We start from the raw sequence: 13,598 nt of genomic DNA, 5'->3' as shown, positions 1-13,598 counted from the left end.
GTGAGCGGAATGACAGTTACCGACTCATGATTTCCTTTGTCAACTGTCAGTGGCTGACATTAGCCTCGTTGTATGAGTTCTCAGACCCCGGTTGCCGTCGCAGCGCCGGACCTTCCCGCACCAGAGCCCTCGAAGGGGCTGCGCGGCCATCCGTGGCTGACCCTCTTCTCCGTCGCGATCGGCGTCATGATGGTCGCCCTGGACGGCACGATCGTCGCCATCGCCAACCCGGCCATCAAGGCAGACCTCGGTGCGTCGCTCGCCGACGTGCAGTGGATCACCAACGGCTACATGCTCGCGCTGGCCGTCGCGCTGATCACGGCCGGCAAGCTCGGCGACCGCTTCGGCCACCGCCAGACCTTCCTCGTCGGCATCCTCGGCTTCGCCGCCGCCTCCGGCGCCATCGGGTTCTCCCACGAGGTCGCGCTGGTCATCACCTTCCGCGTCCTGCAGGGCCTGTTCGGCGCGCTGCTGATGCCCGCCGCGCTGGGACTGCTGCGCAGCACCTTCCCGGCCGAGAAGCTCAACATGGCGATCGGCATCTGGGGCATGGTCATCGGCGCCTCCACCGCCGGCGGGCCGATAGTCGGCGGACTGCTGGTCGAGCACGTCAACTGGCAGTCCGTGTTCTTCATCAACGTCCCGGTGGGTGTGCTGGCGCTGGTCCTCGGCCTGGTGATCCTCAAGGACCACCGTGCGGAGAACGCCCCTCGTTCGTTCGACATCCCGGGCATCGCGCTGCTCTCCGGAGCGATGTTCTGCCTCATCTGGCCGCTGATCAAGGCGTCGGAATGGGGCTGGGGCGACATGAAGACCCTGGGCTTCCTGATCGCCTCGGTGGTCCTCTTCGCGCTGTTCGCCGTCCTGGAGACCAAGGTCCGCGAACCGCTCGTCCCGCTGCGGATGTTCCGCTCGCTGCCGCTGACCGCCGGCACGGTCCTGATGGTGCTGATGGCCTTCGCCTTCATGGGCGGCCTGTTCTTCGTGACGTTCTATCTGCAGAACGTCCACGGCATGACCCCCGTGGACAGCGGTCTGCACCTCCTCCCGCTCACGGGCATGATGATCGTCGGCTCGCCGCTCGCCGGCGCTTTGATCACCAAGCTCGGCCCGCGCATCCCGCTGGTCGGCGGCATGATCCTCACCGCCGTCGCCATGTACGGCATGTCCGGCCTCGACACGCACAGCAGCACCGGCCCGATGTCCCTCTGGTTCGCACTGCTCGGCCTCGGCCTCGCGCCCGTCATGGTCGGCGCCACCGAGGTCATCGTCGGCAACGCCCCGCTGGAGCTCTCCGGTGTCGCCGGCGGCCTCCAGCAGGCCGCGATGCAGGTCGGCGGCAGCCTCGGCACGGCCGTGCTCGGCGCGGTGATGGCCTCCCGTGTCGACAACGAACTCCCGGGCAACTGGAAGGCGGCCGGCCTCCCGCCCGCCCCGCCCGCGCAGGCGTCCCAGCTCTCCGACGCGGTCTCGGCCGGCATCGCCCCCGTCCCGAAGGGCACCCCGCCGGAGTTCGCCCAGAAGATCACCTCCGTCGCCCACGACACCTTCGTGTCCGGCATGGGCCTGGCCTTCACCGTCGCCTGCGGTGTGGCGGTCGTTGCCGCCGTCGTCGCGGTCTTCACCAAGCGCGGCGCGAACGCCGAGGCGGGCGCCGGGGTCGGCCACATCTGACGGGGCTCCGGCCGTACGGCCACCCTAGGCGGCGTCCGGCGTCCGGCGTCCGGCGTCCGGCGCCCGTTGTCCGGCCACCCGCAGCGCGGGGACGAGAGGGGCATCTGACGCCCTGACGCCCGGCGCCGGCGCGTGGCAGGCACGAGGTTCGTCCTCGTCCGGCCGCGCGCCGTTTGCGTGGCGGTGTCAACGGCGGGCGTCAACCGGCCGTTCCGGACGGTGACCGGCACCTCCCGCCGTACGACCGGCAGGAGTTGGCCCCTGCCGGAGGGCCGCCCCCGCACCGCATCCCTCATCCTGATGAGCCGGTGCGGGAACCGAACCGGGCACCGGCCTCCTCCGGGGGCCTCGGGTGCCTCCCGGCCCCCGGCAGGCCATGGGGCAAACGGTTTCCGCACTCCCTCCCCGCCGGTCCGTCCCACGTCAACGCCGTGCACCGGACGCCCTACGCCGGGCCGTTTCGCTTGTCCACATCCCTGATCCGGGTGGCCGTGCCGCCACGGCCTTGGCAACCGCGCTCCGCCCTCGCGAAGCTCGACACCGCAGCACCCGCCGCGGGCAACCCGCCCCCGGCGGACCGCCATCGTCGTACTTCACGGGGGAGAGATTCCTATGCGTCTGCGTCTGCGTACGCCCCACACCACCGCGTTCCTCACCGGCCTCGCCGCGCTCACCGCCGCCCTCGCCGTCCCGCCGGCCCTCGGCACCCCGGCTGCGCACGCGGCCCCCGGCGGCCGTGCCGGTGCCGCCTCGGGCCAGTGCGCGGCAGGACAGCTGTGCCTCTGGCCGAAAGCGGACTTCGGCGGCACACGGCGGACGTACGAACTGTCCGACACCGACATCGAGAGCTGCACCCCGCTGCCCAAGGGAACGAGTGCCGCCGCGCTCGCCAACCGGACCGGCCGGCCGGTGACCACCTACCAGAGCGAGGAATGCGCCGAGACCGCCGAGTACGACACCTACCCGGGCGGCGGCAGCTGGGTGCCCCGGTCCCCGTACCAGGTACGGGCGTTCAAGGTGTGGGAGCGCTGAACCGGCCGCCCGGGGGCCTCCGCGTATGCCCGGCCGCACCCCACGGAATGCGGCCCCTCCACGCACCGCCCCACCACGCAGTCCCCGACCACCCACCGCCCCGCCGCACACTGCCCCACCCCACACCACCGCGCCCCCCGGCCGGCGAAGGACGCTGGCCGAGGGGCGCGGCAAAGGGGATGCGGCAGGCTGCCGCGGAGGGGTCAGGCGTCGCCGCCGGCCTCACCCGCGTCGGCGGCCGTGACGTCCAGGAGCTGATAGCGGTCGATCGCCTGCTTCAGCAGCGACCGGTCGACCTTGCCCTCCTTGGCGAGCTCGGTGAGCACGCCCAGGACGATGGACTGCGGGTCGATGTGGAAGAAGCGACGGGCCGCGCCACGGGTGTCCGCGAAGCCGAAGCCGTCGGCGCCCAGCGACTGGTACGTGCCGGGAACCCAGCGCGCGATCTGGTCGGGAACCGCCCGCATCCAGTCCGAGACCGCGACCGTCGGACCCTCGGCACCCTGGAGCTTCTGCGTCACATACGGGACGCGCTGCTCCTCCTCGGGGTGCAGAAGGTTGTGCTCCTCGATCTCCACCGCGTCGCGGCGCAGCTCGTTCCAGGAGGTCGCGGACCAGACATCGGCCTTGACGTTCCAGTCGTCCGCGAGGATCTGCTGGGCCTCGACGGCCCACGGCACCGCGACACCCGAGGCGAGGATCTGGGCCGCGTGCTCGCCCTTCTCACCGCCCTTGATGCGGTGCAGACCCTTGAGGATGCCCTCGACGTCGGCGTCGGACGGCTCCGCCGGGTGCTGGATCGGCTCGTTGTAGACGGTCAGGTAGTAGAAGATGTCCTCGGCGTTCTCGCCGTACATCCGCCGCAGACCGTCCTTGACGATGTGCGCGATCTCGTAGCCGTAGGCCGGGTCGTAGGCGACACAGGCCGGGTTGGTCGAGGCCAGCAGCTGGGAGTGGCCGTCGGCGTGCTGCAGACCCTCACCGGTCAGCGTCGTCCGGCCGGCGGTCGCGCCGAGCACGAAGCCGCGCGCGAGCTGGTCGGCCATCTGCCAGAACTGGTCGCCGGTGCGCTGGAAACCGAACATCGAGTAGAAGACGTAGACCGGGATCAGCGGCTCGCCGTGCGTTGCATAGGCGGAGCCCGCCGCGATCAGCGAGGCCGTGCAGCCCGCCTCGGTGATGCCGTCGTGCAGCATCTGGCCGGTCGGCGACTCCTTGTACGCGAGGAGCAGTTCGCGGTCGACCGACTCGTACTGCTGGCCCAGCGGGTTGTAGATCTTGGCCGACGGGAAGAACGCGTCCATACCGAAGGTGCGGTACTCGTCGGGCGCGATCGGCACGAAGCGCTTGCCGATCTCCTTGTCCCGCATGAGGTCCTTCAGGACCCGGACGAACGCCATGGTGGTGGCGATCTTCTGCTGCCCCGAGCCCTTCTTGGCACCCGCGTACGCCTTGTCGTCCGGCAGCTTCAGCGGCTCGGCGCGCACGACACGGGTGGGCACATAACCGCCCAGACCCTTGCGGCGGTCGTGCATGTACTGGATCTCTTCGGAGTCGCGGCCTGGGTGGTAGTACGGCGGCAGGCCGTCCTCCAGGTCCTTGTCCGGGATCGGCAGGTGCAGCCGGTCACGGAAGCCCTTGAGGTCCGCGACCGTGAGCTTCTTCATCTGGTGGGTCGCGTTGCGGCCCTCGAAGTTCGGGCCGAGCGTCCAGCCCTTGACGGTCTGCGCGAGGATCACCGTCGGCTGGCCCTTGTGGGCCTTGGCCGCCGCATACGCCGCGTAGATCTTCTTGTGGTCGTGACCGCCGCGGCCCAGGTGCAGGATCTGGTCGTCGGTCATGTTCTCGACCATCGCGCGCAGCCGCTGGTCGTCGCCGAAGAAGTGCTCGCGGATGTACGCGCCGGTCTCGGTGGCGTACGTCTGGAACTGACCGTCGGGCGTGCTGTTGAGCTTGTTGACCAGGATGCCGTCGCGGTCCTGCGCGAGCAGCGGGTCCCAGCTGCGGTCCCACACCAGCTTGATGACGTTCCAGCCGGCACCGCGGAACTGCGACTCCAGCTCCTGCATGATCTTGCCGTTGCCGCGGACCGGGCCGTCGAGGCGCTGCAGGTTGCAGTTGACGACGAAGGTCAGGTTGTCCAGGCCCTCACGGGCGGCGATGGACAGCTGGCCCAGCGACTCGGGCTCGTCCATCTCGCCGTCGCCGAGGTAGGCCCAGACGTGCGACTTGGAGGTGTCGGCGATGCCGCGCGCCTCCATGTAGCGGTTCATCCGCGCCTGGTAGATCGCACCGAGCGGGCCGAGGCCCATCGAGACGGTCGGGAACTCCCAGAAGTCCGGCATCAGCCGCGGGTGGGGGTAGCTGGACAGGCCGTTCGGGGCCTTGGACTTCTCCTGCCGGAAGGCGTCGAGCTGGCCCTCGGAGAGGCGGTCCAGGAGGAAGGCGCGGGCGTAGACACCGGGCGAGGCATGGCCCTGGAAGAAGATCTGGTCGCCGCCGTCGCCCTCGTCCTTGCCCCGGAAGAAGTGGTTGAAGCCCACGTCGTAGAGGGAGGCGGAGGAGGCGAAGGTGGCGATGTGCCCGCCGACGCCGATGCCCGGACGCTGGGCGCGCGAGACCATGACCGCGGCGTTCCACCGGGTCGCGTTCAGAACCTTGCGCTCGATCTCCTCGTTGCCGGGGAAGAACGGCTCGTTCTTGGTCGCGATGGTGTTGATGTAGTCCGTGCTGCGCATCTCGGGCACGGCCACCCGCTTCTCGCGCGCGCGCTCGATCAGGCGGAGCATGAGGTAGCGGGCACGTTCCCGGCCCCGCTCGTCGACGGCCGCGTCGAGCGAGTCGAGCCACTCCTGGGTTTCTTCGGGATCGAAGTCCGGGACCTGGCTGGGAAGGCCGCCAATGATGATCGGGTTTCGATCGGATCCGGAAGCCACGCTGTTCCTTCGTGTTCGGTTCGTTTCGTGCTCTGCAAGTGATTGCTGCTGTGCACGGGACGAATGCTGTCGCTGCCTTGGTGTCGCGCCGTCTCCATCGTGTACCGAGCCACTGGGATACGTCACCTCTACCGATGGGTAACCCATCCGTAGAGAGATGGCGCTGAAAAGGCCGATTTCTCGGGTCGGCCAAATCGCAACCCTACGCCCATGTCGAAAGTGCTTCGCGTACGGACGTACGGGCCCCGAAACCGGGTCCGCGGCCGGCCGCCGCCCCCCGAAGGGACCAGCCCCGCGCAAGTACCCGATAAACTTCACAGAAAGCTGTGGCGTGAATCACTTCAGCCTGGCCCGCGGGGGTCGTGCTTGCGGCGAGACGCCTCGAAACGTCACCGTTTCGGCGGTCTGGACCGCCGGGTACTTGCGCGATCCGCCCGGCCCGTGTGGACTACGCCCACATGCTCCGCGCACGCGCGGGGTCCCCGAGCATTTCCGAAACATGACAGGAGGCAATCCGTGAGCGCGACCGCGGACCACGCGGAGGAGCGGACCAACCCTGCCGCCAGGCTTGGGTTCGAGCCCGGACAGGTGGTCCAGGAGATCGGATACGACGACGACGTCGATCAGGAACTCCGCGAAGGCATTGAGACCGTGATCGGCCAGGATCTCGTCGACGAGGACTACGACGACGTGTGTGACGTCGTTCTGCTGTGGTTCCGCGACGAGGACGGCGACCTCACGGACGCGCTGGTGGACGCCATCGGGCTGATCGACGAGGGCGGGCAGATCTGGCTGCTGACCCCGAAGACCGGCCGCGACGGCTACGTCGAGCCGAGCGACATCAATGAGGCCGCGCAGACCGCGGGTCTGTCCCAGACCAAGAGCATCAACGCGGGCAAGGACTGGGCAGGCAGCCGACTGGTCACGCCCAAGGCCGGCAAGCGCTGAGCCGCACGGTCTCACCATTCGCCACCGAGCCCCCTCCGCCTGTTCCGGAGGGGGCTCGGCCCTGTTCAGGACGGGTTCCCCGGACGTGCACCGCGGCGCGTAGGGTTGGCCGCGTCCTGTTGAGTGTGAGCGGAAGGGAAGCACCCCATGGCGATCGAGGTCGGCACGAAGGCTCCGGATTTCGAGCTGAAGAACCAGCACGGCGAGCTGGTCAGGCTCTCCGACTTCCGCGGCGAGAAGGCCGTCGTCCTCCTCTTCTACCCCTTTGCCTTCACCGGCGTCTGCACCGGCGAGCTCTGCGCGCTCCGCGACGAGCTGCCGAAGTTCGTCAACGACGACGTCCAGCTGCTGGCCGTCTCCAACGACTCCCCGTTCTCGCTGCGCGTCTTCGCTGAGCAGGAGGGGCTGGAGTACCCGCTGCTGTCGGACTTCTGGCCGCACGGCGAGGCCTCGCGGGCGTACGGCGTCTTCGACGAGGAGAAGGGCTGCGCGGTGCGCGGCACGTTCATCATCGACAAGGAAGGCGTCGTGCGCTGGACGGTCGTCAACGGCCTGCCCGACGCCCGTGACCTGAACGAGTACGCCAAGGCGCTCGACACCCTCTGAGGCGGAGCACTCTCCCCGGCGCCCCCGTAGTCCCTGCGCCCACCGGGCCGAATCCGCACTGATCCAGGTGCGATATCTGCAATCGGTGGGAACCGGTCACTAGGATCAATTCGTTGATCCGATGCCATGCACGATGGGGGCGCAATTCTTTACGTACCCCTCGAATCTATGGGAGGACTCGTGGGAGTCAGCCTCAGCAAGGGCGGCAACGTCTCGCTGACGAAGGAAGCCCCCAATCTGACCGCCGTCGTCGTCGGTCTGGGCTGGGACGCGCGTACGACCACCGGTACGGACTTCGACCTGGACGCCAGCGCCCTGCTGACGAACGACCAGGGCAAGGTGGCCAACGACCAGAACTTCGTGTTCTTCAACAACCTGAAGAGCCCGGACGGCTCGGTCGAGCACACCGGTGACAACATCACCGGTGAGGGTGAAGGCGACGACGAGCAGATCAAGGTGAACCTGGCCGCTGTGCCGGCCGATGTCTCCAAGATCGTCTTCCCGGTGTCGATCTACGACGCCGAGACCCGCCAGCAGAGCTTCGGCCAGGTCCGCAACGCCTTCATCCGCGTGGTCAACCAGGCCGACAACAACGAGCTGGCGCGTTACGACCTGAGCGAGGACGCCTCGACCGAGACCGCCATGGTCTTCGGCGAGCTGTACCGCAACGGCGCCGAGTGGAAGTTCCGGGCCATCGGCCAGGGCTACGCCTCGGGCCTGCGGGGCATCGCTCAGGATTTCGGCGTCAACGTCTGACCGAGCGGAGCCGGCGGGACCCCTGGGGAGCCGACGGGGTCCGCCATCTGATCGTCGACGTCCGGACCGGGCAGTGCCACCGCAGGGGCTGCCGGACCAGGAGTGACCGCGACCGGCGCCGTACGCCCCGCCCGGGGAGTGCGGCGCCGGACGTGCAGGAAGGGAACGGGCCGCGCCGGGCACGGCCCGCACGGACACAGGGGAGGAAGCGCACGATGAGCGTCACGCTCGCCAAGGGGGGAAACGTCTCCCTTTCCAAGGCCGCTCCGAATCTCACGCAGATCATGGTCGGCCTCGGCTGGGACGCACGGTCCACGACCGGAGCACCCTTCGACCTCGACGCCAGCGCGCTGCTGTGCCGGTCGGGCCGGGTGCTGGGGGACGAGTACTTCGTCTTCTACAACAACCTCAAGAGCCCCGAGGGCGCCGTCGAGCACACCGGGGACAATCTCACCGGCGAGGGGGAGGGCGACGACGAGTCGGTCCTGGTGGATCTCTCGCAGGTGCCCGAGCAGGTCGACAAGATCGTCTTTCCGGTCTCGATTCATGACGCCGATGCGCGCGGCCAGAGCTTCGGCCAGGTCAGCAATGCCTTTATCCGTATCGTCAATCAGGCCGACGGCAGTGAACTCGCCCGTTACGACCTCAGCGAGGACGCCTCCGGCGAAACCGCGATGATCTTCGGTGAGGTGTACCGCTACAACGCCGAATGGAAGTTCCGGGCGGTAGGACAGGGGTACGCGTCGGGTCTGCGGGGCATCGCTCTAGACTTCGGGGTCAACGTTTCGTAAAGCGCCGCGCGCTGCGCGCGGGGGACCCCATACAGCGAGGGATTGGGTAGGCAGTGCTCCTGAAAACCTTTGGCTGGTCATTCGCCATCACGGCGATAGGCCTCGCCTTGGCGGGCGTGCTCTGGGGGTGGCAGGGGCTCGCGATCGTCGGGATCCTGTCCGTCCTGGAGATCTCCGTCTCGTTCGACAATGCCGTGATCAACGCGGGCATCCTGCGCAAGATGAACGCCTTCTGGCAGAAGATCTTCCTCACCGTCGGCATCCTCGTCGCGGTGTTCGGCATGCGGCTGGTGTTCCCGGTCGTCATTGTCGCGATCACCGCGAAGCTGGGGCCGATCGAGGCGGTCAACCTCGCCATCAATGACAAGGCGCATTACCAGGAACTGGTCACCAGCGCGCACCCGGCCATCGCGGCCTTCGGCGGAATCTTCCTGCTGATGATCTTCCTCGACTTCATATTCGAGGAGCGCGACTACAAGTGGCTGTCCTGGATCGAGAAGCCCATGGCCAAGATGGGCAAGCTCGACATGCTGTCCGTCATCATCGGGCTGGTCGTCCTGCTGGTGAGCGCGATGACGGTGGCCACCGCCGCCGCGCACGGTGCCGGTGACAAGAGCGCCACGGTCCTGCTGTCCGGTGTCGCGGGCATGATCACCTATCTCGTCGTCGGCGGCATCTCCGGCTACTTCGAGGCCAAGCTCGAGGACGAGGACGAAGAGGGCGAGGAGGCCGCGGCGGCTCCCGCGAAGAACGGCACCGGCGCGGCCGTGGGCCTGGCCGGCAAGGCCGCGTTCTTCATGTTCCTCTACCTCGAGGTCATCGACGCGTCCTTCTCCTTCGACGGCGTCATCGGCGCCTTCGCGATCACCAACGACATCTTCATGATGGCGCTGGGCCTGGGCATCGGCGCGATGTACATCCGTTCGCTGACCGTCTTCCTGGTCCGCAAGGGGACCCTGGACGACTACGTCTACCTGGAGCACGGCGCCCACTACGCGATCGGCGCGCTGGCCGTGATCCTGCTGGCCACGATCAAGTACGAGATCCCCGAGGTCGTCACCGGCCTGGTGGGCATCACGCTGATCGGCCTCTCCTTCGCCTCGTCCGTGATCAGGAACCGGCGCGAGGGGAAGCCGGGGGATACCTCGGAGTCGACGTCGGAAGTCACCTCCGGAGTGTGACGCGACGCTGATTGAGGAACGCTCTCTGCGGGGCGGCTCCGAGGTGCGGACCTCGGGCCGCCCCGCAGTGGTTGGGGCCGAGCAATGGGGTGGGCAAGGTGTCGTTCCTGGGGTATCTGCGGCGCGGTGGCGCTGCGAAGTTCGACTTCGACAGCGGCGGCGCGTCCTACGTCGTCGAGCTGACGAAACGGAATCCGGTCGTTTCCCTGACCAAGCAGGGGGCGGCCAGCGGGCATCTGCGGGTCAATCTGCACTGGCAGATGCGGCCCTCGGACCTGCACGAGCGGAGCGGGCCGGGCAGGGGCGGCCTGCTGCGGCATCCGGGCAAGCTGTTCAAACCGGAGATAGTGCAGGCGCAGGGGCCGGCCGTGGTCAATGTCGACCTGGACCTGGCCTGTCTGTACGAGCTCAGGGACGGCACCAAGGGCGTGGTGCAGCCGCTGGGGAACTTCCTGGGCGATCTCAACGGGGCGCCCTTCGTCAAGCTCAGCGGCGATGACCGCTTCGGTTCGGGGTCCGGCGAGACGCTGTACATCAACCTGGATCACCGCGACGAGATCAAGCGCATGCTGATCTTCGTCTACATCTACGACGGCACGCCCGCCTTCGACCGTACGCATGCGGTCGTGACGCTCTACCCGAGCAGCGGACCACGGGTGGAGGTCAAGCTGGACGAGCGGGCGCCACAGGCCCGGTCCTGCGCCATCTTCATGCTGGAGAACGTCAAGGGCGAGCTGACGGTGCGCCGCGAGGTGAAGTACGTCTACGGCTTCCAGGCGGAGCTCGACCGGCTGTACGGCTGGGGGCTGCAGTGGGGGCGGGGCTACAAGACGAACGCCTGAGCCGGGCACGCTGAGCCGGGCGTGCTTGAGCTGGGGGCGTGCTGCGCCGGGGACGAGCGGCCCGCCGACGATGGGGCGGGTCACTTGTCCTGCCTCCGGGCCCCCTGGTCCCGCCGGTGCTGCGGCCCCGCAGCCTCCCGTCGTGCGGCGCCCTCGCGGCCTTACGTCCGTGCCGCGGCCATGCCGCCGGCGGCACCCGCCCGGTCTCCCTAACGGCGCTGGAACTGCGGGCCCTGGGGCGGCAGAACGAAGGACGGGTCCGGTACGAAGGGCTGCTGCACCGGGTAGCCGTACGTCGAGGCCGGCGGTTGCTGGGCCGGGGGCGGAGCGCCGTACGGGAGCGGCGGCTGCTGCGGCTGGTACTGGGGCGGCGGTCCCGGGTAGCCGTAGGCGGGCTGGGCCGGGAACTGCGTGGGGGGCTGCGTCGGCGGTGGCGGAACGTTCTGCGGATAGCCGTAGCCGCCGCTCGTGGGCGCCATTCCCGGCGCCGGGGGCGCCGCGGTGGGGGGTGAGGGAAGCGGTGCGGACGACAGCGGCTCGGGCATGGCGTCCGGCACATGCTGGGTGACCGCTTCCGGATCCGACGCCGAAGAGGCCTGGGGGCCCGCGGCGGACGGGGGGCCGGAGGCCTCCTCGGGCCAGGTGCTGGGCGGCGGGGTCGCGGCGGAGGCGGCGGGGCCGGGCACTGCCGGGCCGGGGGCCGCCGGGGCGCCGGACGGGCCGGGATCGCTCCCCGGGGCCGGGTCGGCGGTCGACGACGGTTCCGGGCCGGTGGGTGCCGCCACGGGTTCGGGGCCGGGCGGCGCCGACACCGGCGCTTCCGAGGCCGGCGGACCGTCGGCGGCGGCTTCGTTCTCGTCCACCGAGATCCCGAACTCGGTCGCCAGGCCGACCAGACCGCTCTCGTACCCCTGCCCCAGGGCGCGGAATTTCCAGCTGTCGGCGCGCCGGTACAACTCCCCGCAGATCAGGGCCGTCTCCTCGCCCGTCTCGGGAACCACGTCGAAGACCGCGATCGGCTCGCCGTCGCTCTGCGCCGCGTCGTACAGCACGACCCGCAGATCCGTGACGCCCGCGAACGCGCCACCGTCCGACGACGCGGCCAGCACGACCCGGTCCACCGATGCGTCCAGCGCCGACAGATCCGCCTCGATGGTGTCGGTCAGACTCTCCTCGAGCTGAGTCTTGGGCAGGTGCCGCACCAGGCCGCTGGGGTGCCGTGGTTGGTTGTAGAAGACGAAGTCCTCGTCGGAGTTCACACGCCCCTCGGGTCCCACCAACAGGGCCGAGGCATCGACGTCGGGGACACCGGCGCCGGGGGTCCAGCGCAGGACGGCCCGGACAGCCGTGGCATCGAGGGGTACGTTCGACCCTTTCAGCATCGCGTGCGTCATGCCGCAATCCTGCCTTCCCGGAGGTCGCAGCGACAACGCGGGGGGCCACCAGCCGTTTCCGGGGTACGGCCGCGATACCCGGGCGCGCCTCGTGGGGGTTACGTGATTTTCCGGTACGCGGGAACTAACCATGCCCCCACACACGTACGATTACCGGCTGGATCCAGACAGCGAGACGCAGCGGGGGTGCCGGATCCCGCATGTAGACGGGGAGTTATATGCGTCATTTTGGGCACCTTTCGCCCGATATCCGGAAGACACTGTTCCACCAGGAGCCGGTGGAGTTCACCGCCGACTCCCCGGCCCGCACGCTCGCGGTCGCTCTGGGGGCGACGCTCTACAGCCCCGCCACCCGCCCGCGACTCGCCGCCGATGTCCTCAAGCAGGCCGCTCGTGGCGTGACTTCCATGGTCCTGTGCCTCGAGGACTCCATAAGCGACGGGGACGTCGAGGCCGGCGAGGAGAACCTGGTGCGGCAGCTCGCCCTGCTCGACGAGGCGGCCGATGCGGGTGCGGATCTTCCCCTGCTGTTCGTCCGTGTCCGCACACCCGGCCAAATACCGGACCTGGTCCGCCGGATGGGCACTGCCGTACACAGGCTGTCCGGTTTTGTACTTCCGAAGTTCACCGAGGAGCGTGGCATCCCGTTCCTCGAAGCGCTGAACGCGGCCGAGGGCGACTGCGCCCGGCGGCTGTTTGTGATGCCGGTGCTGGAATCGCCGCAGCTGCTGCATCTGGAGAGCCGCGCCGAGACCCTGGCGGGCATCGCCCGGACCGTGGACAAATACCGGGACCGGGTGCTCGCCCTGCGGCTCGGCGTCACGGACTTCTGCTCCGCCTACGGACTGCGCAGAGCTCCCGACATGACGGCCTACGACGTCCAGATCGTCGCCTCCGTGATCGCCGATGTGGTGAATGTGCTGGGGCGGGCGGACGGCACGGGCTTCACGGTCACCGGCCCGGTGTGGGAGTACTTCCGGCTGCAGGAGCGGATGTTCAAGCCGCAGCTGCGCCGCAGCCCGTTCCTCGGCCGCGCCGAGGAGTTGCGGACGGCCCTGATCGAGCACGACATGGACGGCCTGCTGCGGGAGATCGAACTCGACCGCGCGAACGGTCTGCAGGGCAAGACCTGCATTCACCCCTCGCATGTCGCGCCGGTGCACGCCCTCTCGGTCGTCAGCCATGAGGAGTTCAGCGACGCGGTCGACATCCTGCGTCCCGAACGGGGCGACGGCGGGGTGCTGCGCTCCGCCTATACGAACAAGATGAACGAGGTGAAGCCGCACCGCGCCTGGGCCGAGCGGACCCTGCTGCGCGCCGAGGCGTTCGGGGTCGCCCGGGAAGGCATCGGGTTCGTGGAGCTGCTGACGGCGAGCCTGCCGCAGGCATGAACAGGTGTGGGCAGGTGTGGGCAGGCATGAGCAGGCATGAGCGGCCG

The 13,598-nt window shown here is 69.0% G+C and carries 11 protein-coding genes; 9 read left to right on the top strand and 2 right to left on the bottom strand.

Annotated features, from left to right (window positions below):
* The first annotated feature begins 72 nt into the window (after positions 1 to 72).
* Both ABR737_RS15195 and ABR737_RS15190 read left to right on the top strand, forming a co-directional pair.
* Entirely contained in the window at positions 73 to 1,674 is a 1,602-nt protein-coding gene (locus ABR737_RS15195; protein WP_350250712.1) for an MFS transporter, read from the top strand.
* A gap of 612 nt (positions 1,675 to 2,286) precedes the next feature.
* Positions 2,287 to 2,706: a peptidase inhibitor family I36 protein gene (locus ABR737_RS15190; protein WP_350250711.1), complete on the top strand. Its 420-nt coding sequence runs from the start codon at positions 2,287 to 2,289 to the stop codon at positions 2,704 to 2,706.
* A 203-nt stretch (positions 2,707 to 2,909) separates the two neighbouring features.
* Here the strand turns inward: ABR737_RS15190 and aceE are convergent, their stop codons facing one another.
* Complete coding sequence (aceE, locus tag ABR737_RS15185) at positions 2,910 to 5,642, bottom strand: pyruvate dehydrogenase (acetyl-transferring), homodimeric type (protein WP_350250710.1); 2,733 nt, start codon at positions 5,640 to 5,642, stop codon at positions 2,910 to 2,912.
* A gap of 516 nt (positions 5,643 to 6,158) precedes the next feature.
* Between aceE and ABR737_RS15180 the strand changes: the two genes are divergently transcribed.
* The 6 genes from ABR737_RS15180 to ABR737_RS15155 all read left to right on the top strand — a co-directional run bounded on the left by ABR737_RS15180 (position 6,159) and on the right by ABR737_RS15155 (position 10,766).
* On the top strand, positions 6,159 to 6,590 hold the full coding sequence (locus ABR737_RS15180) for a DUF3052 domain-containing protein (RefSeq protein WP_350250709.1): 432 nt from the start codon (positions 6,159 to 6,161) through the stop codon (positions 6,588 to 6,590).
* A gap of 147 nt (positions 6,591 to 6,737) precedes the next feature.
* Positions 6,738 to 7,196, top strand: a complete 459-nt coding sequence (locus ABR737_RS15175) for a peroxiredoxin (RefSeq protein WP_030991456.1) — start codon at positions 6,738 to 6,740, stop codon at positions 7,194 to 7,196.
* Positions 7,197 to 7,376: 180 nt separating this feature from the next.
* A complete protein-coding gene (locus ABR737_RS15170; protein WP_086721103.1) occupies positions 7,377 to 7,952 on the top strand; it encodes a TerD family protein in 576 nt (191 codons plus the stop codon).
* A 215-nt stretch (positions 7,953 to 8,167) separates the two neighbouring features.
* Entirely contained in the window at positions 8,168 to 8,743 is a 576-nt protein-coding gene (locus tag ABR737_RS15165) for a TerD family protein (protein WP_350250708.1), read from the top strand.
* 53 nt (positions 8,744 to 8,796) lie between these two features.
* The gene (locus ABR737_RS15160) at positions 8,797 to 9,924 is read left to right on the top strand and encodes a DUF475 domain-containing protein (protein WP_350250707.1); all 1,128 of its coding nucleotides are present in this window, start codon (positions 8,797 to 8,799) and stop codon (positions 9,922 to 9,924) included.
* Positions 9,925 to 10,013: 89 nt separating this feature from the next.
* On the top strand, positions 10,014 to 10,766 hold the full coding sequence (locus ABR737_RS15155; protein ID WP_350256791.1) for a TerD family protein: 753 nt from the start codon (positions 10,014 to 10,016) through the stop codon (positions 10,764 to 10,766).
* A gap of 209 nt (positions 10,767 to 10,975) precedes the next feature.
* On the opposite strand, the gene ABR737_RS15150 is transcribed toward ABR737_RS15155, so the two are convergent.
* Positions 10,976 to 12,160, bottom strand: coding sequence for a TerD family protein (locus ABR737_RS15150; RefSeq protein WP_350250706.1), 1,185 nt, complete (start codon positions 12,158 to 12,160; stop codon positions 10,976 to 10,978).
* Between the two features lie 218 nt (positions 12,161 to 12,378).
* Between ABR737_RS15150 and ABR737_RS15145 the strand changes: the two genes are divergently transcribed.
* Positions 12,379 to 13,551, top strand: a complete 1,173-nt coding sequence (locus tag ABR737_RS15145) for an HpcH/HpaI aldolase/citrate lyase family protein (protein ID WP_350250705.1) — start codon at positions 12,379 to 12,381, stop codon at positions 13,549 to 13,551.
* Positions 13,552 to 13,598 lie beyond the last annotated feature (47 nt).

The sequence above is a fragment of the Streptomyces sp. Edi2 genome (genome assembly GCF_040253635.1).
Taxonomy (GTDB): Bacteria; Actinomycetota; Actinomycetes; order Streptomycetales; family Streptomycetaceae; genus Streptomyces.
This window is presented reverse-complemented; position numbering and strand designations above follow the sequence as displayed.